The organism is Mycobacterium sp. E342 (assembly GCF_001667665.1).
GTDB lineage: Bacteria > Actinomycetota > Actinomycetes > Mycobacteriales > Mycobacteriaceae > Mycobacterium.
Genome location: NZ_LZJM01000199.1, coordinates 26303 through 50324 on the forward strand (window position 1 = coordinate 26303; position 24022 = coordinate 50324).

26 protein-coding genes are annotated in these 24022 nt (G+C 66.7%); 12 read left to right on the forward strand and 14 right to left on the reverse strand.

Features of this window, described 5'->3' with window-relative positions; all coding sequences use genetic code 11:
* From A5692_RS14355 to A5692_RS14365, 3 genes are read left to right on the forward strand one after another with little or no spacing between them, the layout of a single operon-like run.
* Positions 1-996, forward strand: coding sequence for an enoyl-CoA hydratase/isomerase family protein (locus tag A5692_RS14355; protein ID WP_068057016.1), 996 nt, complete (start codon positions 1-3; stop codon positions 994-996).
* Complete coding sequence (locus tag A5692_RS14360; RefSeq protein ID WP_231984321.1) at positions 996-3413, forward strand: CaiB/BaiF CoA-transferase family protein; 2418 nt, start codon at positions 996-998, stop codon at positions 3411-3413. The genes A5692_RS14355 and A5692_RS14360 overlap by 1 nt, the downstream gene beginning before the upstream one ends.
* Before the next feature lie 6 nt (positions 3414-3419).
* The gene (locus A5692_RS14365; protein ID WP_068057020.1) at positions 3420-4247 is read left to right on the forward strand and encodes an SDR family NAD(P)-dependent oxidoreductase; all 828 of its coding nucleotides are present in this window, start codon (positions 3420-3422) and stop codon (positions 4245-4247) included.
* Here the strand turns inward: A5692_RS14365 and A5692_RS14370 are convergent.
* The 3 genes from A5692_RS14370 to A5692_RS14380 form a co-directional block, all read right to left on the reverse strand.
* Positions 4244-5074, reverse strand: a complete 831-nt coding sequence (locus tag A5692_RS14370; RefSeq protein ID WP_068057022.1) for an SDR family NAD(P)-dependent oxidoreductase — start codon at positions 5072-5074, stop codon at positions 4244-4246. The genes A5692_RS14365 and A5692_RS14370 overlap by 4 nt on opposite strands.
* Positions 5075-5085: 11 nt before the next feature.
* A complete protein-coding gene (locus A5692_RS14375; protein WP_068057024.1) occupies positions 5086-5934 on the reverse strand; it encodes a mycofactocin-coupled SDR family oxidoreductase in 849 nt (282 codons plus the stop codon).
* 232 nt (positions 5935-6166) lie between these two features.
* Positions 6167-6817, reverse strand: coding sequence for a TetR/AcrR family transcriptional regulator (locus A5692_RS14380; protein WP_068057026.1), 651 nt, complete (start codon positions 6815-6817; stop codon positions 6167-6169).
* 242 nt (positions 6818-7059) lie between these two features.
* Here A5692_RS14380 and A5692_RS14385 point away from each other — a divergent pair, with 242 nt between their 5' ends.
* A complete protein-coding gene (locus A5692_RS14385) occupies positions 7060-8235 on the forward strand; it encodes an acyl-CoA dehydrogenase family protein (RefSeq protein WP_068057029.1) in 1176 nt (391 codons plus the stop codon).
* Here A5692_RS14385 and A5692_RS14390 read toward each other — a convergent pair.
* From A5692_RS14390 to A5692_RS14425, 8 genes are all read right to left on the reverse strand, one after another.
* Positions 8232-8498, reverse strand: coding sequence for a DUF4190 domain-containing protein (locus tag A5692_RS14390; protein WP_068057031.1), 267 nt, complete (start codon positions 8496-8498; stop codon positions 8232-8234). The genes A5692_RS14385 and A5692_RS14390 overlap by 4 nt on opposite strands.
* Before the next feature lie 73 nt (positions 8499-8571).
* Positions 8572-9330 (reverse strand): acyl-CoA dehydrogenase family protein, encoded by a 759-nt coding sequence (locus A5692_RS14395; RefSeq protein ID WP_082962709.1) that lies wholly within the window; start codon positions 9328-9330, stop codon positions 8572-8574.
* 60 nt (positions 9331-9390) lie between these two features.
* Positions 9391-10488: an acyl-CoA dehydrogenase family protein gene (locus A5692_RS14400; protein WP_068057035.1), complete on the reverse strand. Its 1098-nt coding sequence runs from the start codon at positions 10486-10488 to the stop codon at positions 9391-9393.
* Positions 10485-10916, reverse strand: coding sequence for a nuclear transport factor 2 family protein (locus A5692_RS14405; protein WP_067921276.1), 432 nt, complete (start codon positions 10914-10916; stop codon positions 10485-10487). The genes A5692_RS14400 and A5692_RS14405 overlap by 4 nt, the downstream gene beginning before the upstream one ends.
* Positions 10888-12120 carry an amidohydrolase family protein gene (locus A5692_RS14410; protein WP_068057037.1) on the reverse strand — a complete coding sequence of 411 codons (1233 nt, stop codon included), beginning with the start codon at positions 12118-12120 and terminating at the stop codon, positions 10888-10890. The genes A5692_RS14405 and A5692_RS14410 overlap by 29 nt, the downstream gene beginning before the upstream one ends.
* Positions 12121-12123: 3 nt before the next feature.
* Complete coding sequence (locus A5692_RS14415; protein ID WP_068057039.1) at positions 12124-12447, reverse strand: hypothetical protein; 324 nt, start codon at positions 12445-12447, stop codon at positions 12124-12126.
* Complete coding sequence (locus A5692_RS14420; protein WP_068057040.1) at positions 12431-13708, reverse strand: aromatic ring-hydroxylating dioxygenase subunit alpha; 1278 nt, start codon at positions 13706-13708, stop codon at positions 12431-12433. The genes A5692_RS14415 and A5692_RS14420 overlap by 17 nt, the downstream gene beginning before the upstream one ends.
* 17 nt (positions 13709-13725) lie before the next feature.
* On the reverse strand, positions 13726-14244 hold the full coding sequence (locus tag A5692_RS14425) for a carboxymuconolactone decarboxylase family protein (RefSeq protein ID WP_068057043.1): 519 nt from the start codon (positions 14242-14244) through the stop codon (positions 13726-13728).
* A 434-nt stretch (positions 14245-14678) separates the two neighbouring features.
* Here A5692_RS14425 and A5692_RS14430 point away from each other — a divergent pair, with 434 nt between their 5' ends.
* From A5692_RS14430 to A5692_RS14465, 8 genes are all read left to right on the forward strand, one after another.
* A complete protein-coding gene (locus A5692_RS14430) occupies positions 14679-15977 on the forward strand; it encodes an amidohydrolase family protein (RefSeq protein ID WP_068057045.1) in 1299 nt (432 codons plus the stop codon).
* A 133-nt stretch (positions 15978-16110) separates the two neighbouring features.
* The gene (locus A5692_RS14435) at positions 16111-17277 is read left to right on the forward strand and encodes an acyl-CoA dehydrogenase family protein (protein ID WP_068057047.1); all 1167 of its coding nucleotides are present in this window, start codon (positions 16111-16113) and stop codon (positions 17275-17277) included.
* A 148-nt stretch (positions 17278-17425) separates the two neighbouring features.
* Entirely contained in the window at positions 17426-18574 is a 1149-nt protein-coding gene (locus A5692_RS14440; RefSeq protein WP_068057049.1) for a thiolase family protein, read from the forward strand.
* Between the two features lie 119 nt (positions 18575-18693).
* Positions 18694-19287 (forward strand): TetR/AcrR family transcriptional regulator, encoded by a 594-nt coding sequence (locus tag A5692_RS14445; RefSeq protein ID WP_067925044.1) that lies wholly within the window; start codon positions 18694-18696, stop codon positions 19285-19287.
* A 20-nt stretch (positions 19288-19307) separates the two neighbouring features.
* Complete coding sequence (locus tag A5692_RS14450) at positions 19308-19814, forward strand: hypothetical protein (RefSeq protein WP_068057051.1); 507 nt, start codon at positions 19308-19310, stop codon at positions 19812-19814.
* Between the two features lie 110 nt (positions 19815-19924).
* Positions 19925-21196 carry a cytochrome P450 gene (locus A5692_RS14455; RefSeq protein ID WP_068057054.1) on the forward strand — a complete coding sequence of 424 codons (1272 nt, stop codon included), beginning with the start codon at positions 19925-19927 and terminating at the stop codon, positions 21194-21196.
* The gene (locus tag A5692_RS14460; protein ID WP_067735446.1) at positions 21193-21381 is read left to right on the forward strand and encodes a ferredoxin; all 189 of its coding nucleotides are present in this window, start codon (positions 21193-21195) and stop codon (positions 21379-21381) included. The genes A5692_RS14455 and A5692_RS14460 overlap by 4 nt, the downstream gene beginning before the upstream one ends.
* Positions 21382-21447: 66 nt before the next feature.
* Positions 21448-21681 (forward strand): DUF1330 domain-containing protein, encoded by a 234-nt coding sequence (locus A5692_RS14465; protein ID WP_231984322.1) that lies wholly within the window; start codon positions 21448-21450, stop codon positions 21679-21681.
* Between the two features lie 6 nt (positions 21682-21687).
* Here the strand turns inward: A5692_RS14465 and A5692_RS14470 are convergent, their stop codons facing one another.
* The 3 genes from A5692_RS14470 to A5692_RS14480 form a co-directional block, all read right to left on the reverse strand.
* Positions 21688-21888, reverse strand: coding sequence for a ferredoxin (locus tag A5692_RS14470; RefSeq protein ID WP_067925061.1), 201 nt, complete (start codon positions 21886-21888; stop codon positions 21688-21690).
* Positions 21889-21899: 11 nt separating this feature from the next.
* Positions 21900-23105 carry a cytochrome P450 gene (locus tag A5692_RS14475; protein ID WP_068057058.1) on the reverse strand — a complete coding sequence of 402 codons (1206 nt, stop codon included), beginning with the start codon at positions 23103-23105 and terminating at the stop codon, positions 21900-21902.
* 112 nt (positions 23106-23217) lie between these two features.
* Complete coding sequence (locus A5692_RS14480; RefSeq protein WP_082962705.1) at positions 23218-24018, reverse strand: NAD(P)-dependent oxidoreductase; 801 nt, start codon at positions 24016-24018, stop codon at positions 23218-23220.
* Between the last annotated feature and the right edge of the window lie 4 nt (positions 24019-24022).

Sequence of the window (24022 nt, forward strand, 5' to 3'; positions counted from 1 at the left end):
ATGTCCGGCACGTCCGGTCCGCCCGCCGAGGAGATCATCAAGTACCACAAGGACCCCGAGACCCACATCGCCACCATCACGTTCGATCGCCTGGGTCAGCTCGACGCCCCCACCATCGCCGCCCGCCTGCGCTACGCGGACCTGCTGCACCGCGCCTCGATCGACGACGAGGTCAAGGTGTTGGTGATCCGCGGGTCCGGCGAGGACCTCGGCTCGGGCGCGGATCTCGTTGAGGAAATGGCGGCGCAGACCTCGGCGGACGAGCATCACCGGCTCGCCGAGTACCGGATCGGCGACGAGGATGTCCACTTCCCCCCTGAGGGTTCGTTCCGGCATGGCGCGACCCTGGGCCAGTGGTACGCCAACCCGAACTCGGGAATACGCGGCCTGCAGGATTTCAAGAAGATCAGCATCCTCGAGGCCAAGGGCTACTGCTACGGCTGGCACTTCTACCAGGCGGCCGACGCGGACCTGGTGATCTCGAGCGACGACGCGCTGTTCGGGCATCCGTCGTTCCGCTATTACGGCTGGGGGCCGCGGATGTGGTGGTGGGCGCAGACCATGGGAATCCGCAAATTCCAGGAAATGGTGTTCACCGGAAGGGCTTTCACCGCAGCGGAGATGTACGACTGCAACTTTCTCAACAGTGTGGTGCCCCGCGCAGAGCTCGAGGCGGAGGTGGAGAGGTACGCGCTGGCCTGCGCACGCAACCGCCCCACCGACACGGTGTTCATGCAGAAGGTCTTCTTCGAGATCATGAAGCAGTTCCAGGGCGAGTATATGGGCAGCATGCTCAGCGGCTTCTTCGAATCGATGGGCGGCCGCGTCCGGCCGGACGGTCCCGACGATTTCACCCTCGGCGACGCCATCGAACGGGGCCTCGGCGCAGCGGTGAAGGACAACGACGACAAGTTCCCCCCGGAATGGCGCCTGAGCAAGAAGGGCCGCAAAGGCGGGGGCGGCAAGGGGGAGCGCGACCGGAAACGGAAGCGCTAGTGGCGGAATCCACCGTGGAACCACCGCTGGCCGGGTATACCGTGGTCGAACTGTCCACCGGCATCGCGGGTGCCTACTGCACCAAGTTGCTGGCCGGCGGCGGGGCGGACGTCGTCAAAGTCGAACCCCCCGAAGGTGATCCGCTGCGTTCCTGGTCCGCCTCCGGGGCGGCCATACCGCCCGGCGGCGACGGGGCGTTGTTCTCCTTTCTGGCCGGGTCGAAACGCAGCGTCGTCGCCGATCCCGGCATCGCCGACGACGTCGAGCTGGTCGACGGGTTGCTGACGGCCGCGGATGCGGTGGTCTGGTCCGGCGGCTCGAAAATCGCTGAACGTCAGGACTTCGCGCCCGCGGCGATGCACCGGCGCCATCCGCATCTCACCGTCATGTCGATCACGCCCTTCGGGCTGGAGGGGCCCTGGCGGGGTCGGGCGGCCACCGAGTTCACGCTGCAGGCATGGTCGGGCGGAATCATCGGCCTCGGGCGCGGCGAGGCCGACCGCGCCCCGGTGTACGTCGGCGGCCAGGTCGGCGAGTACCTGGCGGGCCTCTACGCGAGTGCGGCCATCCTGGCATCGCGCCACGGCCGCAACGGCGATGGGCCCGGTGAACTCGTGGACCTGTCGATGCTGGAGACGCAAATTCTCTCCCTGACCTACTATCCCGTCACGTACTTCGAGATGCTCGGGCGCCCCTGGCGGGACGCGCGTCGCATCACCGTGCCGGGCGTGGCGCGCGCCAAGGACGGCCTGGTCGACGTCGGCTGCGGGACGGCTCAGCAGTGGTTCGACCTGTGCGCGATGGTCGGGCACCCGGAATGGATCGATGAGGATTCATCGCTGACGATCACCGAACGGGCGAACATCAAGGCCGCAGAGATCTACGCATGGTTCGAAGACAACACGATCGACGAGATTCGCGAACTCGCAACGGCGTTCCGGATTCCCAACGCCCCGGTGGCCAACGGCGCCAACATCGCATCGCTGGACCACTTCCGAGCACGGCGCTCCTTCGTTCGCAACCCGGCCGGGAAGTTCCAGCGGCCGGGCCATCCCTACCGCATGGCGCCCGCGCGGCTGCGCGGGCCGGAACGGGCGCCGCGCCTGGGCGAGCACACCGCGCAGTACCGCGCCGCGGAGCCCGTTTCCCGCCCCACACCCACCGGAGAAGCGAATCGGTTGCCGCTGAGCGGGCTTCGCGTGCTGGACATGACAACGTTCTGGGCGGGCCCCTGCTGCACCCACTTCTTGGCGATGCTGGGTGCCGAGGTCATCCACGTCGAGTCCGCCCGCCGTCCAGACGGGACGCGGCTCATCGCCGGCGTGCCCGTCACCGAAGATCAATGGTGGGAGAAGTCACCGATCTTCGCGGCGCTGAACACCAACAAGAAGGGCCTGACGCTGGACCTGCAGAGCCCGCGCGGCCGGGAACTCCTGCGCCGGCTCATCGCGACCTGCGATGTGGTCGTGGAGAACTTCACACCGCGGGTGCTCGACCAGATGGGGTTGGATTTCGCCGCCGTGCAAGCCATTCGACCCGACGTGGTGATGGTCCGGATGCCGGGGTTCGGGCTGGACGGGCCGTGGCGCGACAACCCGGCCTTCGCCTACGTTATCGAGGCCGCATCCGGACTGACGTGGCTGACCGGGTATGCCGACCGCCCTCCCTACGACCCGTATTCGATCGGCGACCCCAACGCGGGCGTGCACGCCGCTAATGCGCTGCTGCTGGCGCTGGAGCATCGGCGCCGCACCGGGCAGGGCGTGTTCGTCGAAGCGGCGATGGTGGACGCCGCGCTCAGCATCGCCGCCGAGCAGATCATCGAATACTCCGCCTACGGGGCGCTGCTGGAACGCGCGGGCAACCGGGGACCGACTGCGGCGCCCCAAAACCTCTATCGCAGCGCCGACACCGACGAATTCGGCCTGCGCGACTGCTGGGTCGCGATAGCGGTGAGCACCGACGAGCAGTGGAACGGCCTGTGTGCGGCCATCGGATCCCCCTCGTGGGCAACCGATCCCGAGCTGGCCTCCGTAGCCGGCAGGAAGAAATACCATGACGCAATCGACAAGGGGTTGGCCGAATGGTGTGAGCGGCGAGGCGGCGACGAGATCGTCGCAACCCTGTGGGACGCCGGCGTCCCGGTGGCCAAGGTGATGCAACCACACCGCCAGACCGAGCTGGAGCAGCTCGCGTTCCGCGGCTTCTTCGAGGAAGTCGACCACCCGGTCAACGGCCCCGCTAGGCTCAGCACCGTGCCGATGAGAATGTCAGCCGGCCCGTCGAGGTTCCACACCCGGCACGCGCCGCTGCTGGGGCAGCACAACGACGAATTGCTCGCCGGACTCGGCTTGAGCGACTCCGAGATCGCCCAGCTGGAAGCCGACGGCGTCATCGGCCGAGCGCCGGTGATGTGACCGCAGATGGCGATCGATCCCTCGGACATCATGCTCACCGGCCGCGTGGCGGTGGTCACCGGTGGGGGAGCGGGCATCGGTCGCGGCATCGCGGCCGGCCTTAAGGCCTTCGGTGCGTCGGTCGCGATCTGGGAACGAGACCCGCAGACCTGCGCTGATGCCGCGGAATCCATTGGGGCGCTGGGCATCGTGACCGATGTACGGGACAGCGCCCAGGTCGACGACGCGCTGCAGCGCACGAACGCCGAACTCGGCACACCGACAATCCTGGTCAACAACGCCGGCGGGGTGTTCTCGTCGCCGCTGCTGGAAACCAGTGAGAACGGCTGGGATGCGCTCTACCGGGCCAATCTGCGCCACGTGCTGCTGTGTACGCAGCGCGTCGCGAGGCGGATGGTGTCCGAGGGCGTCGGCGGCAGCATCATCTCGGTCACCTCGATCGAGGGCGTGCGCGCGGCGCCGGGCTACGCGGCGTACGCGGCGGCCAAGGCCGGTGTCATCAACTACACCCAGACCGCCGCGCTGGAACTGGCGCCCCACGGCATCCGGGTCAACGCGATCGCGCCCGACATCACGCTCACCGAAGGCCTGGCGCAGCTGGGCGGCGACGCCGCGCTGGGCGGCGACGCCGCGCTGAGCGGGATCGGCCACGTGGTGCCGCTCGGGCGCCCCGGCCATGTCGACGAAATGGCCGGCGCCGCGGTGTTTCTGGCGTCGGACATGTCGTCATATCTGACGGGGCAGACCCTGCACGTCGACGGCGGCACCCACGCGGCGAGCGGTTGGTATCACGACCCCCAGACGGGCGCCTACCGGCTCGGCCCGGCCGGCTAGTGGGTCCACCCCTCGGCGGCCTGCTCGGAGAAGGTGTGGTCGATGCGCTCGAACCTGCGACGAATCGAGGCGCGGGCGGCCTCGTGCGGCAGCACGTACAGGCGGTTGGCCAGGATCGCGTCGGCCGTCAACCGGGCGACATCTTCCACGCCGACGCCCTCGTCCTGCGTCGGTAGCGTCCCGTCCGCCGCCTTCGGCGAAGACGACAGCCCGTAGTCCGCGCCCCGGATCCGTTCCGAGTTGGAAACCAGTTTGGTCTCGACGACCATCGGGCACAGCACCGAAACGCCGATGCCGTTGTCCTTGACCTCGCGGGCGAGCGTCTCGGCCAGGCCGACCACACCGTATTTGGCGACGCCGTACGCTCCCAGGCCGGCGTTGGGGACGAGGCCGGCGAAGGACGCGGTGAAGGCGATGTGGCCGCCCGTGCCCTGTTCGAGCAGCCTCGGCAGGAACGCCTCGACGGCGTGGATGTTGCCCCACAGGTCGATGTCGATGACCCAGCGCCAGTCGTCGTGGGTCATCTGCGCGATCGGACCCGCGACCACGATGCCGGCATTGCTGAAGACGACGTCGACGCGGCCGAGCAGGCGGAAGGATTCTTTCGCGAGGTGAACCATTTCGTGGAGATGCCGGACGTCGCACACCACGCCGTGTGCGTCGAATCCCTGGGCGCGCAGGTGGTTTACCGCCTGCTCCAGGCCGGGCTGATCGACGTCGGAGAGCACCACGCGGGCGCCCCGGCGGGCGAATTCGGTGGCGGTGGCCAGCCCGATACCGCTCGCACCGCCCGTGACGACGGTTCCGCGACCTGCAAATCCGTCCATGCGACGGAACTCTATTTCAAGCAGCTACCCGCATCGATGGGCAGGGTCACGCCGGTGATGTAGCGGGATTCGTCCGAGGCGAAGAACAGCACCGCGTTGCTGACGTCGATCGGTTCCACCCACGGAATCGGCAGGGTGTGGAACAGCTGACAGATCGGCGCCATGTCGTCGGGGCCGGGATTCTCCAGGTCGGGGCGGAACATCTTGAAGGTGCCCTCGTTGTGCAGCATCGGCGTCTTGACATGCGTGGGGTGCACCGAGTTCACCCGAATCATGTGCTGTCCCAACTCGACTCCGAACGCGCGCATCAACCCGACCACCCCGTGCTTGGCGGCGACGTAGTGGCCGGTGTGGGGGTAGGCCTTGAGCCCCCCGACCGAGCTGGTCAGGATGATCGAACCGCCCCGGCCGCCCGACAAGAGATGCGGTACACCGGCTTTCACGGTCTTCCACACCCCGGCCAGGTTGATGTCGATCATCTCCGTCCAGTCTTGCTCGCTCGTCTTGTCCAGCGTGTCACCGCCGTTACCGATCCCGGCATTGGCCACGATGACGTCGAGCCGGCCGAGTTGTTCGACGCCGCTGTCCACCGCGGCCTTGAGCGCCTCGAAGTCGCGCACGTCGACTTCGGCGGTGACGATCCTGCGGTTGTGTCCCTTGACCAGGTCGGCCGTCTCGGCGAGATCCTCGGGTGTCGACGCCGGGATCGCGGTGTCGGTGACGCCGTCGCGGATGGGCTTGCAGATGTCGACCGCGATGATGTCGGCGCCTTCCTGCGCCAGCCGCACCGCGTGGCTGCGGCCCTGACCGCGCGCAGCTCCGGTGACGAAGGCGACTTTGCCCTCAACACGTCCCGTCATGGCTTTCTCAACTCCTGACTAGTGATCGCACGCCTGGGTGCGGAACGGCCCGCGTCCCCGGACCGGTATCTCCCCGCCTTCGCACAATGTCACCACCCCGTCGCGGGTGTCAATGGCGAATCCGTTTTGGCTATTTATCGTTCTGGATATTAGAGAATTAGATTCTCCGCAGCAAATGGCCTGTGCGCTATGTGGTCAGCCGTGGCAATTGTGGGGCCGCTACGCCTCGCGGCTACCCGACGAAGCCGCGCGAGCAGAAATCCCAGACCTCGTCGCCGGTGATGGGGTGGACCGTCGCGTCGTCGGAGCCACCGCTGGATTGGGCGATGAACATGACGGTCTGCATGGTCATCGCGGCCATTCGCTTCGGATTGACGCCCGTGCGCAGTCTACCGGCGTCCGACGCCGCTTCCATCAGTTCGGTCAGCAACGCCAAGAGGGGCGCATGCGCCACCTTGACCTCGGCCGGGTGTGTGACGAGCAAACGGGGTGCAAAGTCGGTGAACAGCGGCCGCTTGGCGGTCGGGTCCGGCCGCGAGGCCTCATACAGGAGCTGGACGGCGACCTTCAGCCGCTCCAGCGGATCTGTCTGGCTTTCCGTGGCGGCGCGAATCTGGTCGGCGGACCGGCTCAGCGCGTCTTCGAACAGCGCCAGCAGCAACTCATGCTTGCCGTCGAACTGCAGGTAGAAGCTGCGTAGCGACTGGCGGGACCGGTCGACGACCTCCTGCACGGTAAAGTCCGTGGAGCCCTTCTCGATGATGATGGCCTGGGCCGCGTCGAGGAAGCGCTGAACGCGTTGGGCGGCGCGCAATTTCGCCGTCTTGATCGACCTCTCGACGGCGCGCTGCTTCCAGGCGGGCTCTTCGCTGGGGCTGGTCACAGCCGGCTCGGCTGATTGCCGCGAGGGGAGAACATGATTGGACTCTACCGGAGAACGCCGTGACATCGCTGCGCTCGACCCCCTCACGGATCATGTGTCGGAGATTGTAACTTCCTCGTCACGAGAATACTATTCTCTTAGACGTGTGTATGGAAGCGTAATCATAAGAGCGAACCGGGCCGTCGGCGGAAATCGTGATCTACCGACGTGGGGAAGTGCTCACGACCGTTGCGGGGAGTCGCGTGCAACTCACCTTTGACGCCGACGTGGAGGCGTTCCGCGCCGAATTCACAGCCTTCCTGGATGCGCATTCGCCGTCGGAGGCCGAGGCGTCCGAACGGCCCCGCTCCAGCTCGCACGTCCCGCCCTGGGCCCGGCGGTGGCAGCGGTTGCTGTTCGACAGCGGATGGCTGCTCCCCGGCAATCCGCCCGAGTTCGGCGGACGTAACGCGACGCTGTTGCAGCAATACGTGTACTTGGAGGAGCTGGGGCGGCGGCGCGTCTATCAAAGTTTCAACCCGCAGGGCGTGGGCATCATCGCGGCCTCGTTGTTGACCTTCGGCTCGCCGGAACAAAAGCGGAAGTGGGCGGTGCCGATCCTGCGAGCCGAGATCACCGCGTCGCTGGGGATGAGCGAGCCCGGAGCGGGTTCGGACCTGGCGTCGCTGAAGACCCGGGCGGTGCTCGACGGCGACCACTTCGTCGTCAACGGCCAGAAGGTCTGGACATCCGGCGCCCACGACGCCGACGTGCTGCTGACGTTCGTGCGCACCGATCCAAAGGCGCCGAAACACAAGGGCATCAGCGTGTTGCTGATCCCCACCGACACGCCCGGTGTGGTGCGCCGCCCGTTCGCGTCGATGTGCGACAGCGACGAGGTCGACTTCAACGAGGTGTTCTTCACCGACGTGCGGGTGCCGGCCGAGAACCTGGTGGGTGAGCTGAACCAGGGATGGCGGGTGGCCACCGGTTCTCTGGGGCACGAACGCGTCATGCTGTGGATGGGATACGTCGACCTGTTGCACGAACTGAGCATCGATTTCCGTCCGTCGGGCCCGCTCGAGCGTGACCGCTACGCCAGTCTGGTGATGGACGCCTACGCGCTGCGGCTACTGGGCTCCACCGTGTTATCGCGGGCCGCCCGCGGGGACGAGGACGTTCCGGCCCAATCGGTGCTTAAGCTGCTGGGCTCCGAGGCCCTGCAACGGGCATCCGAGGACGCCCTGAATGCCGCCGATGCGGAGGGGCTTGTGCACCGCGCGGTGACCGCCCCGTTCGCTCCGCTGAACCTCGACAGCCACTACCGCAGCTGGTTCGACCGGTACGCGCGCACTTTCGCCGCCACGATTGCCGGTGGCACGTCGGAAATTCAGCGGAACATCATCGCCGAGCGTGTGCTGGGGATGCCGCGGAACTAGCGGGCGTCCAGCCAGGCGTAGTACCCGATCGCGACGAGCCCGGCGGCGATCGACACCGCCCCTAACACCATGCCCGCCAGCGCGGTTCGCAGGTTGCTCGCTTCGCCCCGCAGCACCCGCCTGCGCGCCACGTCGCCCGTAATCACCGCCGCGATGCCGAACGGCACCCCGACCAGCATCCAACACGTGCCGACCGCGACCAGACCCACGAGCAGCGAGGCGACGCCCATCTCGTTTCGGGGGGCTGGCTCCGGCTGACTCATCGCGTCCCCTCCTGTTGGCGGCCAGACGCAGTCTACGCGCCGGTTCCGGGCCGCGCTTGACGGGCCTGCGAGGCTAGAGCTGGGCAAGGCGCGGCGCAAACCGCTTGTCCACCAGAAGTTTTCCCGCCTCGTGGGTCAGCTCACGAGTGTTGCCCAGCAGGCCGTCCAGGATGAGTGACCGTTTGACGTGGTGGTGTAGCGGGTGCTCGGCGGTGAAGCCGATGCCGGCCAGCACCTGCTGGCAGTGCCGGGCGGCGGTCAGCGCGGCCTGGCCGGCGGCGGCCTTGGCCAGTAGCGAGGCCAGCCCGTCGTGGTCCTCGGCCTGTGCGGCGACGTGCAGCGTCGCTTCGGCGCCCTCGATCGCGACGAGCGTCTCTGCCAACCGATGCCGGATCGCCTGGAACGAGCTGACGTGCCGGCCGAACTGCACGCGGTCCAACGCGTGCCGGCGTGCCAGCGACAGCATGGCCCGGCCGGTGCCGACCAACCACCAGCCCAGTGCCCGCCTGCCGGCGTCCAACGCGGCCGGCGGCAACGAATCTCCTTGCGGCGCCCGCCGTATCGGCAGCGCGTCGTCGAGGGCCGACCCGACGCGTTCGCCACGCTCCCAGATCACCCACGAGGCGCCGGCGAACGGTAGCGGTGGGGTACCGCCGCGTGCCGCGCCGATCTCGCGTGACACCACGTCGTTCAGCACCGGGGCATGCGCGCCCGTCTCGCCGAGTAATCGGAACACCAAAGGAACTGCGGTGGCGGGCATCTCGTCCAGCATGTCGCGCCAGCCCAGCTCGGTCAGCGCCGCGTCGAGCTTGCCCCCCGATGCGGCCGCCATCGTTGTTCGCAGCGAGGTTTCGAGCAGGCGCAGCGACTCGAGATCCGTCGACTCCACGGCTCAGTCCTTCCCGAGGTCGAGCAGCCGGCGCGCGATGATGTTGCGCTGGATCTCGGCGGTGCCGCCGTAAATGGTCGCCGCGCGCGAGTACAGGTATTCCGGGCGCCACGGCGTGTCGTCGAGTTCGAGCGTTCCGGGCAGCAGGTCGCGGACGGTGTCGTAGAGCCGTTGCTCGGCGGCGGCGAGCAGCACCTTGTCGATCGACGTGTCCGGTCCCAGCCGCGCCCCGTCGCGCAGCCGGTGCTGGGTGTTACGGGATCGGCAGCGCAGCGTGTGCAACGCCAAATACGCTGCCCCAAGCGCGGATTCGTCCGTCTCGCCGGCGTCGCACGTCTGGGCGATGAGGTCGTCGAAGCGGGAGTACAGGTAGGCGATCCGCTGCCAGAAGCACGTGGACCGCTCGTAGGGGAGCAGATCCATTGCGAGTCGCCAGCCGTCGCCCGGGCCGCCGAGCATCCGGCTTGCCGGGATCACCACGTCGTCGTAGTAGACCTCGCAGAATTCGTCGACGCCGTGCATCGTCCGGAGCGGCCGGATGGTGATGCCCGGGGTGTCGAGGTCGACGAAGAAGGCGGTGATGCCGTCGTGTCCGGGCGCGGTGCGGGTCAGCAGGACACAGCGGGTGGAGAACTGCGCGAAGCTGGTCCAGACCTTTTGTCCGTTGACGATCCAGTCGTCGCCCCGTGGCGTGGCACGTGTGGTCAGCGAAGCCAGGTCGCTGCCGGAGCCCGGTTCGGAAAACCCCTGACACCAATGCTCTTCACCGCGGAGCAGCCGTGGCACCATCTCGGCGGCGAGCTCTGCCGGAGCGTAATCGATCATCGTGGGCGCGAGCACCTCGAGCATCGAATAGGGGCCCGGCTCGGCGAGGCGGCGACCGACCACCTCTTCGCCGACGATCGCTCGCAGCACCGCGGGACCACCCAACCCGCCGACATCGGCGGGCCAGCCGTACCGCATCCAGCCGGCGTCGTAGAGTGCGCGGCTGACCCTGGCGAACTGCCGCATGTGGCCCTGCAGGGAGTGGTCGGGACCGGGGGTCAGATCATTGTCGTCGAGCCACGCACGCAAACCCGCCCGGAACTCCGCGACATTCACGGCGTGGGACGGCCGACGGCGTGCGGGCGCCCGGAGTCGTGCACGCCGCTGCGGCGGATGAACGTCATGGCACGGGTTTTCAGGCGCCATCCGTCGGGGGTGCGGGCGTAGGTGTCGCGGTAGTAGCCGATCCGCATGTCATGGGTGGCGTGGTCGATGAAGCACAACGGCTGGGTGCCGCTGGCGGAGTCGCCGTCGATGTCGACGAGCGCTGTTCCGGTGAGGAACAAGCCCTTTGGCGCGGCCGCCACCAGCTCCGGAAATCTGTCCAGCCGGTAGGTGTCACCGAACGCGCTGTAGGTCCCATCCGGGGTGAACACCCCGATGAGCCCGTCGATGTCTTCCTGGGTGATGGTGACTGCGTAGCGGGCGAGCAGTTGCTGGATCTCGACCAGGTCGTCAGTTCGAGTTGGCTGTCTTGTCGACATAGACCTTGCCGCCTTTCATGACAAAGCTCACGTTCTGGGTAACGGTGATGTCTTCCAAGGGGTTTCCCGGCACCGCGATGATGTCGGCGAGCTGACCCGTCGTGAGCCTGCCCCGGTCGGTCGAGTTGATCAGTTCGGCCGCGGTCACCGTCGCCGCCCGCAACACGGCCAGCGGTGGCAGGCCCCAGTTCACCAGGGTGACCAACTCGTCGGCGTTGCGTCCGTGCGGGATCGCGGGCGCGTCGGTGCCGACCGCGATCTTCACGCCGGCTTCGTGCGCCGCCAGGATGGACGTCCGCGCCTTGGGGAACATCTCGGCGGCCTTGGTCTGCAACTCCGGGGCGGCGTGCGAGACGTCCATGGCATCGCCGTCGGCCAGGCGCCGGGTGCTCACCAGGAAGGTGCCGTGCTCGACCATCGACGCGATCGCGTCGTCGTCGATCAAAAACCCATGCTCGATGCAGTCGATGCCGGCGTCGACGGCATGCACGACCGCCTCGGCGCCATGCGTGTGGGCGGCGACGCGCAGCCCTCGCCGATGCGCCTCGTCGACGATCGCGCGCAGTTCCTCGTCCGAATAGTGTTGCGCGCCGGGCGGACCGGTCAGTGACATCACTCCGCCCGAGCAGCAGACCTTGATCAGCTGGGCGCCGTGTTTGATCTGGTAGCGCACCGCCTTGCGGATCTCGTCGATGCCGTTGGCGATGCCCTCCTCGACGGTCAGCTCCAGCGCGTGCGGCGCGAACGCCGCGAACATCGTCGGATCCAGGTGGCCGCCGGTGGGGGTGATGGCATGCCCGGCCGGCACCACGCGCGGGCCGTCGATCCAGCCGGCGTCGATGGCCTTGCCGAGTGCGACGTCCAACAGGTAGCCACCGGTCTTGACGAACAGGCCGAGGTTGCGCACGGTGGTGAACCCGGCGCGCAGCGTGCGTCGCGCATTGCCGACCGCGCGCAGCACCCGCGTCGGCGGATCGTCCTGAACCTGGGACAGGCCGGGCTTCTCCCCGCGGCCGCCCATCAGCAGGTTGACCTCCATGTCCATCAGCCCGGGTAGCAGGATCGCCTCGCCGAGGTCGATCAGTTCCCCCTCGGGCTCCCCGCCGACACTCGCGATCCGGTCGCCCTCGATCTGCACCAAGCCGGGGGAGACGATCTCGCCGGCGTCGATGTCGAGCAGGCCGGCGGCCTTGAGCGTCAACACCGGTCAGATCACCGGTTCCCGGATGCACTCCACCCAGGCCGCGCCGCTGTCGGGCACCCGGGCCTGTTTCCACGCCTCGATAGGAAACGACACCATGACGAGCGACTGCATGATGTGCATGAGAGTCTTCGCGTCGTCGGGCAGGTCGTCCAGCGGGTACTTGTCGCAGTACTCGATGACATCGTTGAGGCGCGGGAACGCGACGTCGTAGAACGCCTGCATCTCGGCCATCGTCGAGGCCAGTCGCTTGGCGTAGCGCTCCGGCTCGGTGGCCAGGTCCCAATCCAAATACGGCTGCAGGTCCGCGAATTCAGACGGTAACGCCATTGTTCTGGTACTCCTTCACGTAGTCGCCCGTCGTCTTGTGCAGATGGCGGATCAGCACTTCCTGATCGCACAACAGGAATTCTTTGACGGCCCGGGTGCCGATCATGGTCTGGGTCGCCTCCAGCGTGTTGGCGTCTTGTAGCGCATACTCCTTGAAGGTTACGGCGGCCAACTCCTGCGCCAGGCGTTCCCGCGCATTGCGCGGCGGGATGAAGTACAGCGTGCACTCGAAGATGTGCTTGTCCACGGCGGTCGGCCAGTAGTGATAGGTCAGGAACCAGCCCGGCTCCCAGATCAACAACATGAAGTTGGGGTAGAAGAGCCACGAGTCGATGCCCCATTGCGGCACTCGCTTCACGTTGACCCCTGGCGGCAGCTCCAGCTTCTCGATGATCTCCGGCTTGTCCCAGGGACCGAACAAACCGCTGCGCAACACCTGGTCCATCGGCTTGACCATGGACATGTCCGGAGGCGGCGCCTGACCGCCCCAGGTCGACTGCAGGCTGTGCGGGCCGGCCACCTCGTAGTGCAGCGCCTCATAGCCGAACTTCTGGATCTTGGCGGCTTCCTCCTTGGTGTACTGCCCCTGGTGCAGGATCGGCGCGTGGTAGAACTCGACGAACGCGTCGATGAACAGTTTCCAGTTGCTGCCGACGTCGGCGCGGTACGAGTAGGTCTCTGTCATCTCGCCGAAGGGGTAGCCCTCGATGCTCTTGGCCAACGGCCCGAGGTAGTCGATCAGGGGCGCCGCGTTGTCATCGAAGTTGATGAAGATGAAGCCTTCCCACACCTCGCACCGTACGGGTGCCAGGCCGAATTTGCTCTTGTCGAGGTCGAAAAACTCTTCTTCCTGTTGGACGAAGGTCAGGTCACCATCGAGGCTGTAGCGCCAAGCGTGGTACTTGCAGGTGAACTGCCGGCAGGTGCCGGAGGTTTCCTCTTTAGGAAAGTCGTTCCACACCAACTTGTTTCCGCGGTGGCGGCAGACGTTGTGGTACGCCTTCACCGTCCCTTCCTTGGTCTTGGTGATGATCACCGACGTGCCCTTGCCGGCCGACGGCAGTTCTTTGGTGAAGTAGCTGCCGGTACGGGGGAGTCGCTCGACCCGGCCGACGTTGAGCCAGGTCCTCCGGAAGATTGCCTCGCGCTCGGCTTCAAAGAACGCCGGATCGATCGAGTCCGTGTAATCAACCGGCGCGGTCCCCAACTCGGGGTAGTTTTCTGTCCAGCTGCCGGCGGCTGGCTTCGGGAAGTGCGGCAACTTTCTTACTCCTCTTGTCAGTGCTGATCGGCGTGTTCGAGCTCTACGCCAAAAGTGTTGAAGGCCATGGCCAGCAGGGCGTAGCAGCCGACCGTGAAGACGAGATCCATGCGCTGCTGGTCGTTGAGGCGCTCGCCGAGCGCGGCCCAGGTCTCGTCGGACAACTGAGACTTGCCGTCGAGTTCGTCGACGGCGGTGAGCACCGTTTGGTCGAACGCGTCGGCGGCCTCACCGCGCCGCAGCGCCGCTATCTCGTTGTCGGTGATTCCCTCGTTCTTGGCCATGCGGACGTGGTGAGACCACTCGTAGGCGGACTCGCGACGATGCGCGATCCGCATGATGGCCAGTTCGCGGATGCGCGACGGCAGTGTGGACGAGGTCAACAGGTGGACGTTGAAGCGGAGAAACGCCTTGGCCAGTGCCGGGTGGTGGGCGAGGGTGCTGAGCGCGTTGTTGGTGCCCGCGTCATGCATTGCCGAGAGCGCCTTCTGGGTAGCCTCGTCCCACTGATCGGCCGGCAGCGGCGGCAACCGCATCCGTGCGCTCCTCTCGCCCTCCTCCTGACCACCTCTCAGTCAAGGAGAATCATATTCTCATTTCCAACCAATAGAGTTGCATGGATCGAGCGGCGGGTCAATGCCGGCGGACGGGAGCGCGGCGGATCCTGGCGCCGTGCGCGCACCCCGTCACCGAAACGGCAGCCTTCCAGCGACAACGTCGGCGGCAATACCCGCCTCGTTCGCGAGGACGCCGTTTACCTCGGCGCATCGACGCTGCCGGGCGGGCAATTTACGGGCCGTGTTCCGCCACTGGTCAGCCGATGCAGTACGGCCGGGACGTCCCCTGGATGTTGATTCTCGCTTGGCGAGAAGATAGTTTTCATTTTAGTGATCTTGGCACGGGACAGTGATTCGCCGAGGCTGCGTGGGAGCGGAATCGAACAGAGGGATCCGACGGAAGGGCAACGGCCATGAACAAAGAAGACATGATCCTGATCAGCGTCGACGACCACACCGTCGAGCCGCCGGACATGTTCAAGAACCATCTGCCGAAGAAGTACCAGGACGATGCGCCGCGGCTGGTGCACAACGCCGACGGCTCGGACATGTGGAAGTTCCGCGACACCGTCATCCCGAACGTGGCATTGAACGCGGTCGCCGGACGGCCGAAGGAGGAGTACGGCATCGAGCCGACAGGGCTCGACGAGATCCGGCCGGGTTGTTACAACGTCGACGAGCGCGTCAAGGACATGAACGCCGGGGGCATCCTGGCCTCGATCTGCTTCCCGTCCTTCCCGGGTTTCGCCGGCCGGTTGTTCGCCACCGACGACAACGACTTCTCGATCGCGCTGGTGCAGGCCTACAACGACTGGCACATCGACGAGTGGTGCGGCGCGTACCCCGCGCGCTTCATCCCGATGGCGATCCCGGTGATCTGGGACGCCGAGGCGTGCGCCGCCGAGGTGCGCCGGGTGTCGAAGAAGGGCGTGCACGCGCTGACCTTTACCGAAAACCCGGCCGCGATGGGCTATCCCAGCTTTCACGACGAGTACTGGAACCCGCTGTGGAAAGCGTTGGTGGAGACCGACACTGTGATGAACGTGCACATCGGCTCCTCGGGCCGGTTGGCCATCACCGCGCCCGACGCGCCGATGGACGTGATGATCACGCTGCAGCCGATGAACATCGTGCAGGCCGCCGCCGACCTGTTGTGGTCGCGGCCGATCAAGGAGTACCCGGACCTGAAGATCGCGCTCTCCGAGGGCGGAACCGGCTGGATCCCCTACTTCCTGGAGCGCGCGGACCGGACCTACGAGATGCACTCCGCCTGGACGCACCAGAATTTCAAGGGCAAGCTGCCCAGCGAGGTCTTCCGCGACCACTTCCTGACCTGCTTCATCAGCGACAAGGTCGGCGTGGCGCTGCGCAACATGATCGGCATCGACAACATCTGCTGGGAGGCCGACTACCCGCACAGCGACTCGATGTGGCCGGGTGCGCCCGAAGAGCTGTGGGATGTGTTGTCCATCAACAACGTTCCAGACGACGAGATCAACAAGATGACGCACGAGAACGCCATGCGCTGGTACTCGTTCGACCCGTTCACGCACATTTCGCGCGAGCAGGCTACGGTGGGCGCGCTGCGCAAGGCCGCCGAGGGGCACGACGTGTCCATCAAGGCGAAGGGTCACGACAAGGACTCCCGGGGCGGCTCGTCCTTCGCGGAGTTCGCGGCCAACGCGAAAGCCCTTACCGGCAACAAGGACTGAGGCCCGACCCGACCGGGCCCGGGTGAGCTGCGTCGAAATTGCGCTCAAGGTCGCCCTTTTCGGCAACTCACGACCACTATGGCAATCTCGCTGTCAGCAACGAAGAGGAGATTCAGCAGTGCCCGGCGCCGGAATGAACTTTGAGCTGACTGACGACCAGGAACTGATCCGGCGGTCGGTCGCCGAGCTGGCGGGGAAATTCGACGATCAGTACTGGATGGAAAAAGACCAGGCGCACGAATTTCCCTCCGAGTTCTACAACGCCATCGCCGACGGCGGCTGGCTGGGCATGACCATCCCGACCGAGTACGGCGGGCATGGCCTCGGCATCACCGAAGCCACCATCCTGCTCGAGGAGGTCGCCAAATCCGGCGGCGCCATGAACGCGGCCAGCTCGATTCACCTTTCCATCTTCGGCATGCAACCGGTGGTGGTGCACGGTTCTGACGAACTCAAGGCACGCACGCTGCCCAAGGTCGCGACAGGTGAAGTGCACGTCTGCTTCGGTGTGACCGAACCCGGTGCCGGACTGGACACGTCGCGCATCACCACCTTCGCCAAACGCGACGGGGATCGCTACATCGTCAACGGCCGGAAGGTGTGGATCTCCAAAGCCATGGAGTCCGACAAGATCCTGTTGCTCACCCGCACGCAGAGCTATGAGGAAGTCACCAAGAAGACCGACGGGATGACGTTGTTCATCACCGACCTCGACCGCAGCCACGTCGACATCCGCCCCATCCGCAAGATGGGCCGCAACGCCGTCAGCTCCAACGAATTGTTCATCGACAACCTCGAAGTGCCGGTCGAGGACCGAATCGGCGAGGAAGGCAAGGGCTTTCAGTACATCTTGGACGGTCTGAATCCGGAGCGGATGCTGATTGCCGCCGAGGCGCTCGGCATCGGCCGGGTGGCGCTGGACAGGGCGGTGAAATACGGCAACGAGCGTGAGGTGTTCGGCCGGCCCATCGGCATGAACCAGGGCCTGCAGTTCCCACTCGCCGACTCGCTGGCACGCCTGGACGCCGCCGAGCTGATGTTGCGCAAGGCCACCTGGTTGTACGACAACGGCAAACCCTGTGGGCGCGAGGCGAATACAGCCAAATACCTGTGCGCCGATGCCGGCTTCACCGCCGCCGACCGGGCGTTGCAAACCCACGGCGGCATGGGTTACGCGGAGGAATACCACATTACGCGCTACTTCCGCGAGGCCCGGCTGATGAAGATCGCGCCGGTCAGCCAAGAGATGATCCTGAATTTCCTGGGATCCAACGTCTTGAAATTGCCGAGGAGCTACTGAGAGTCAGCTTCGGATGCGCCGAGCGTGTACCCACTGCGATATTTTCGAGATTTTCTCGCCGTCAGTACACGTTCGGCGATCCGCGCGCAGGTCGTCGAGGCCGGCAACGTTTACTGGGTGTCGAAAGTAGAGGGATCGGAGTAGAGGCATGCGAGAAACAGTCATCGTCGAAGCCGTGCGCACCGCGGTGGGGAAGCGCAACGGCGGCCTGTCCGGCATGCACGCCGCCGACCTGTCGGCCGTCGTCCTCAACGAGCTGCTCGAGCGCGCCGGCGTCGGCCCGGAGATCGTCGACGACGTGATCTGGGGATGCGTGTCCCAGGTCGGTGACCAGTCCAGCAACATCGGGCGTTACGCGGTCCTGGCCGCCGGCTGGCCGGAGACCATCCCCGGCACCACCGTCAACCGCGCCTGCGGGTCGAGCCAGCAGGCCCTCGACTTCGCCGTGCAGGCGGTGATGTCCGGCCAGCAAGATGTCGTCGTGGCCGGCGGTATCGAGGTCATGAGCCGCGTCCCGCTCGGTTCGGCCAGGGCGACCGGCATGCCGTACGGCCCCAAGGTCCTCGCCCGCTATGACGACTTCTCCTTCAACCAGGGGCTGTCGGCCGAGATGATCGCCAAGAAGTGGGGCTTGTCGCGGACCCGGCTCGACGAATACTCCGCCCGCTCCCACGAACGGGCCGCCGCGGCGCAGGACGCGGGCGCGTTCACCGAACAGATCGTGCCGGTGTTCACCGATGACGGATCGGTCATCGCCGCGGACGAGGGGGTGCGGCGGGGGACCACGGTGGAGAAACTCAGCGGACTGAAGCCGGCGTTCACCGAGGACGGCGTGATCCACGCCGGTAATTCGTCGCAGATCTCCGACGGCGCGGCGGCCTTGCTGGTGATGACGGCCGAGATGGCCGTCGAGCTGGGTTTGACCCCGGTGGTGCGCTACCTGGCCGGCGCGGTGACCGGGGCGGACCCGGTGCTCATGCTCACCGGTCCCATCCCGGCGACCGAGAAGGTGCTGAAGAAGGCGGGCGTGCCGCTGTCGGAGGTCGGCGCATTCGAGGTGAACGAGGCCTTCGCGCCGGTGCCCCTGGCGTGGCTCGCCGAAACCGGGGCGGACCCCGAGCGGGTCAACCCGCTCGGCGGCGCGATCGCGCTGGGACACCCGCTGGGCGGGTCCGGGGCGGTGCTGATGACGCGCATGGTGCACCACATGCGCGACAACGGGATTCGCTACGGGCTGCAGACCATGTGTGAGGGTGGCGGCACCGCCAACGCCACCCTCGTCGAGCTCGTGCGATAGCGCCGGCGTCCGCGCACGCCGAAAATCGACCCCTCCGGTGACCCTTGTCACAGCGGTCAAACTAACCTACTGTGTGTTCACTAGGTTGGTTCGGCCCGCCGATCGGTCAAAGGAGTCCGGTGCCCGACGCTCGGCGATACGACACGCTGCTAGCCAAAGGCGAGGACCGCAAGCAGCGCATCCTCGCCGTCGCGCAACGGCTGCTGACGCGCAACGGCTGGCGGAGCACCACCCTCGCCCAGATCGCCGGCGAGGCGGGGGTCACCCCCGCGGGGCTGCTGCATCACTTCGAATCCAAGGAGCAGTTGCTGCACGCCGTCCTCGACGCGCGCGATCTCGACGACGACCTCCACGCCGACCGGACCGGCGATCTCTTCGCCCAGATCGCCCAGGTCGCCGATCGGTTCAACCGGGCGCCCGAGCTGGTCGGGACGTTCACGGTGTTGCTGGTCGAGAACATCCTTCCCGACGCTCCGCTGCACGACCGGATGCTGGCCCGGCATCGCGCCGCGACCGACATCGTCGCCGACCTCATCCGCCGCGGGCAGGCCGACGGCCGGTACCGCGCGGACATCGACCCCGCTGTCAAGGCAGTAGAGATTCTCGCCTTCGTCCACGGAATGGAAACCACATGGTTGCTCGATCCATCGATACCCCTGACCGAGGTGTTCAAGCAGTACGCCGAGACGCTGGCGCGGGACTTCGCGCCGTAGAAGAGCCGCCGCGTGAGGACATGAGATACCGCCTTGACGTGGTCGCCGCGACCGTCGTCGACGCGGTGCGGTTCGCCGGCGGCTGGCTCTTCGACCGGGCGATGGCGGGCTGGGACGTCACCGTGCTGGTTGCCGACCATCCCGACGATCGGCCGTTGCAGATTCTCGGTGCCAGGGTGGTCGACCTCGAAGACGCCCTGGCGTCAGTGCATTCGCGTCCTCGACCGCAGGCGCTGGCAGCCGCGGCGGATCTGTTCGGGTGCGACGCGCGGGTGCGGCAAGGGGTGTTGCAGGCCCTCGATCACGGGGCCACCGAGGTCACGCTGTGGGGCGAGGGCTGGCCGGCCGAGCTCGACGAGAGCGTGGGCCTGGTGCAGCACCGATTGAGCATGGCCGCCCACATGTTCAAGGCCCAGGCCATGGCGGCGGCCGCTCTGCCCCTCGCCCCGCTCGGTCACGTCGAGACCTTCCGCAGCGGGTTGCTGGCGTGGCCCTCGGTGGCCGCGGACCTGATTCCCGCCAGCTGAGCCGCGTATCGGCACCGGGCCCCGTCGTTGACGGCCGGCATGCCCTATGGAAATGTAATACTCATCTGCGAGAGGCGCGTTCTCACTAGCCGAGATTCAAGGAGCAGGAGATGGCGAACGAATTCTCCGAGTTGGACTTCTTCCGCGGCAGCGAGCTGATCGACGACCCGTACCCCTACTACGAGGCGCTGCGCCGGCAGTGCCCGGTCACGCGCGAGCCCCACCACGACGTCACCATGATCACCGGTTGGGACGAGGCCTGCGCGGTGCTCAACGACGCCGAGACGTGGTCCTCGTGCATCTCGGTCACCGGCCCGTTTCCCGGCTTCCCGGTGCCGCTGGAGGGCGACGACATCACCGACGTGATCGAGAAACACCGCGACGAATTGCCGTTCAGCGACCAGCTGCCCACCCTCGATCCGCCGACCCACACCAACCATCGCTCGCTGCTGATGCGGCTGATCACCCCGAAGCGCCTCAAGGAGAACGAGGACGCCATGTGGGTGCTCGCCGACCAGGTGCTCGACACGTTCCTGGCGCCCGGCCGCGGCGACTGGATCAAGGGCTTCGCCGGCCCGTTCACGCTGCTCGTCATCGCCGATCTGCTCGGCGTGCCCGAGGAGGACCGCGACAAGTTCGTCAAGGGCATCCGCGACCACTCGGGCGGCGGCGTCGGGGGCACCAAGGGCTCGCTGGCGCACAGCCCGCTGGAATTCCTCTACGGCCTCTTCTCCGACTACGTCATCGACCGTCGGCGGGAGCCCCGCGACGATGTGCTGACCGGCCTGGCCACCGCCACGTATCCGGACGGCTCGACCCCCGACGTCGAGGACGTGGCCCGCGTCGCCAGCAACGTGTTCTCCGCGGGCCAGGAGACCACCGTGCGGCTGCTGGGCGCGGCCTTGCAGACGCTCGGGGAGCGGCCCGACATCCAGGCGAAGTTGCGCAAGGACCGCAGCCTGATCCCCAATTTCATCGAGGAGTCGTTGCGCCACGAGAGCCCGGTCAAGGGCGACTTCCGGCTGAATCGGGTGCCCGCCAACGTCGGTGGCGTCGACCTGCCCGCGGGCACCACCGTCATGGTTGTCCAAGCGGCCGCCAACCGCGACCCCCGCCGGTTCGATGACCCCGCCACCTTCGACCCGGCCCGCAAGAACGCCCGCCAGCACATCTCGTTCGGGCGCGGTATCCACAGCTGCCCCGGCGCGCCGCTGGCGCGCGCCGAAACCCGGGTGGCGATCGAGCGCCTGCTCGACCGGACCTCGGACATCAGGATCAACGAGGACGTGCACGGCCCGGCGAATGACCGCCGCTACCAATACGTTCCGACGTACATCCTGCGCGGACTGACGGAACTGCACCTGGAGTTCACGCCGGCATGAAAGTCACAGTCGACGACCAGCGCTGCCGCGGTCACGGCGTCTGCACGACGCTGTGCCCGGAGGTGTTCAGCCTCACCGACGACGGTTACGCGGAGGCGATAACGTCTGACGTTCCAACGGAATTCGAGGCCGCCACGCAAGAGGCCATCGAGTGCTGCCCCGAGCAGGCCATCAGCAAAATCTGACCCAAAGGAGATTCAGTGCCGAAAGGGTACGTCATCCTCACGGAGGCCATCACGGATCCGGAGGGCATGAAAGCCTATGCGCAGGCCGCTGGTTCGGCCATGGCCGGTGCCACCATTCTGGCGGTGGACACCGCTCCCAAGGTGATCGAGGGCAGCTGGCACGGCGACCAGACCGTCGTGCTGGAATTCGAATCGGTGGACGCGGCTCGGGCGTGGTACGAGTCCGAGGGCTATCAGAAGGCGGCGAAACTGCGGCAGGCCGCGGCCGACTGCAACGCCGTCATCCTCGCCGGGTTCTGACCGCCGTTACTCGCCCACGATGGAGATGGCCTGCCGCGGGCACTGGCGAACTGCCTCGCGCACGTCCGCCTCGTTCTCCGGGGTGACTTCTTCCTGCAGCACGGTCAGCATGTCGTCATCGCCCAGCAGAAAGATGTCCGGGTTGATGCCCATGCAGACGCCGTTGCTCTCGCAGAGCCCCCAATCGACTTCGATCTTCTTGGTCACCGCGACCCCCTTTACCGAAGCACTTTGACGGGCACGTTCTTCCAGCCCGCGACGTTTTGCATGTTCACTCGCTTGCACCCCGCCCAGTCCACCTCGTAGCGCGGCATGAAGTCGAGGAGCCGCTCCAGCGCGATCCTGCTTTCCAGGCGGGCGAGCGCCGCGCCCAGGCAGCTGTGGATCCCGTACCCGAGACCGAGGTGTTGCGCCTCGGTCTGGTCACGCTCGATGTCGAAGGTGTCGGCGTCGGTGAAGGCCTCCGGGTCGCGGTTCGCCGCGGCGCCGCAAAGGAATACCGGCTTGCCGGCGGGAATGACGCCGCCACTGACGTGTGCCTCTTTGAGGGTGTAGCGCACGTTGTACTGCACCGGCCCCTCGTAGCGCAGTAGCTCTTCGACCGCCCCGGGGATCTTGTCGCGGTCCTCCTGCAGCTTCTGCCACTGGTCGGGGTTCCGGGCGAAGATCACCGCCGCGTTGCCGAGCAGCTTGGTGACGGTCTCGGCGCCCGCCCCGCCCAAAAGCGTCGCGAAGCCGGTGATTTCGATGTCATCGAGCTTGCGCAGCTGGCCGTCCTCGCCCGGGATTTCCGCTGCGATCAGCCTGCTGATCATGTCGTCCTGCGGCTCCGCGCGGCGCTCCTGGACGAGGCCGAAGTAGTACATCGCGGTGTCGATGTTGGCCTGCATACCGGCTTCGCTGATCTCGATCTGTCCCGGTTCGTGAGACAGGCTGGTGTCGATCCAGTGGCGGACCTGCTGGCGGTACTCCTCCGGCACGCCGGCCATCCGGGTGATCACCTCCACCGGGAACGGCCCGGAGAAGTCCTGCACGACATCGAAGTTGTCGGGGTCGGTGGCGCCGAGGTACTTGTCGATCACCTCGATGATCGTCTCACGCTGCGATTGAATCGCGCGGGGGGTGAACGCCTTGTTGAGCAGGCTGCGCATATGCCGGTGCTCGGGTGGATCCATGAAGATGATCGACTTCTGCTCGGGGGACACGCCGCGGCGCACCATCGCCAGGTCGCAGCCGCGCGCCGAGGAATAGGTCTCGAAATCCTTGAACGCGGCCGAGACGTCCTCGTGGCGGGTCAGCGCGTAGAAGTCCTCTTTCTCGTCGTAATACAGCGGCGCTTCCGCGCGCATCCGTCGATAGATTTCGAACGGGTTGTTGAAGTAGTCCTCGGAATACGGATCGAAGACGACCTTCGGTTTTGTCACTGAATCCTCCTCAGCGGCGAGGGCGGGCTGCAGCCGTTACAGCCGAGTCATTGACTGTAACGGTAACGGTAATACCTTCGTGACGAACCGGAAAGACCGAAACGCCAAGTTCTCAAGCCCTCTTCGCGACGTCGATGGAGTCGAAGGCGCCGTCGAGAGCGCCCAGGTCAGCGCCGAGTTCCGCGCTGGCGGTGCGCACGACGGCCACGTCCTTGTGCACGAATTCTCCGGCGACCTCGATGAACGACGCGACGGAACTCGCCGCCGCCACCAGCTCCAGGACACGGCTGGTCGAGCTGCCGTGCGTCAGCGCGGTCAGCAGCGCCGGCTCCGGCACCCCGAGCCGTTCACCCCATCGCACGGCCTGTGCGAGCAGCCCGATATGCCCCGCGAACAAGGCGTTGTTCACCAGTTTCACGGCTTGTCCGCACCCGCGGGCACCGACATGCAAAACCGGGTCGCCGTAGCACTGCAGCACCGGCCGCACGGCCACCACCGCGTCGTCATCGCCGCCCACGAACAGCGTGAGCCGGCCGGCCGCGGTGTCGTGCGGGCCACCGCTGACCGCGGCATCGATGACGTCGACCCCGTCGGCGCGCGCGGCGAGGGCGTCGATCGTCCTCGGGCTGGCGGTGGTGTGCACCACCAGCGCCGAACCGGGCCGCATCGCGGACAGCAATCCGCCGTCCAGACACACCTCCCGCACCTGTTGGTCGGTGAACACGCAGAGCAGCACGACGTCGGCCCGCGCACCCGCCTCGGTGGCGTCGTGGACCGCACGGGCGCCGAGCCGCTCGAGATCGCTCCGCTTTTCGGGCGTCCGGCCCAGCGCCGTGACGTGATGCCCCGCCTCGACCAGGCGGGCCACCATGGGCCGGCCCATCCGCCCGGCACCGATGAACCCGACCCTCACTGGG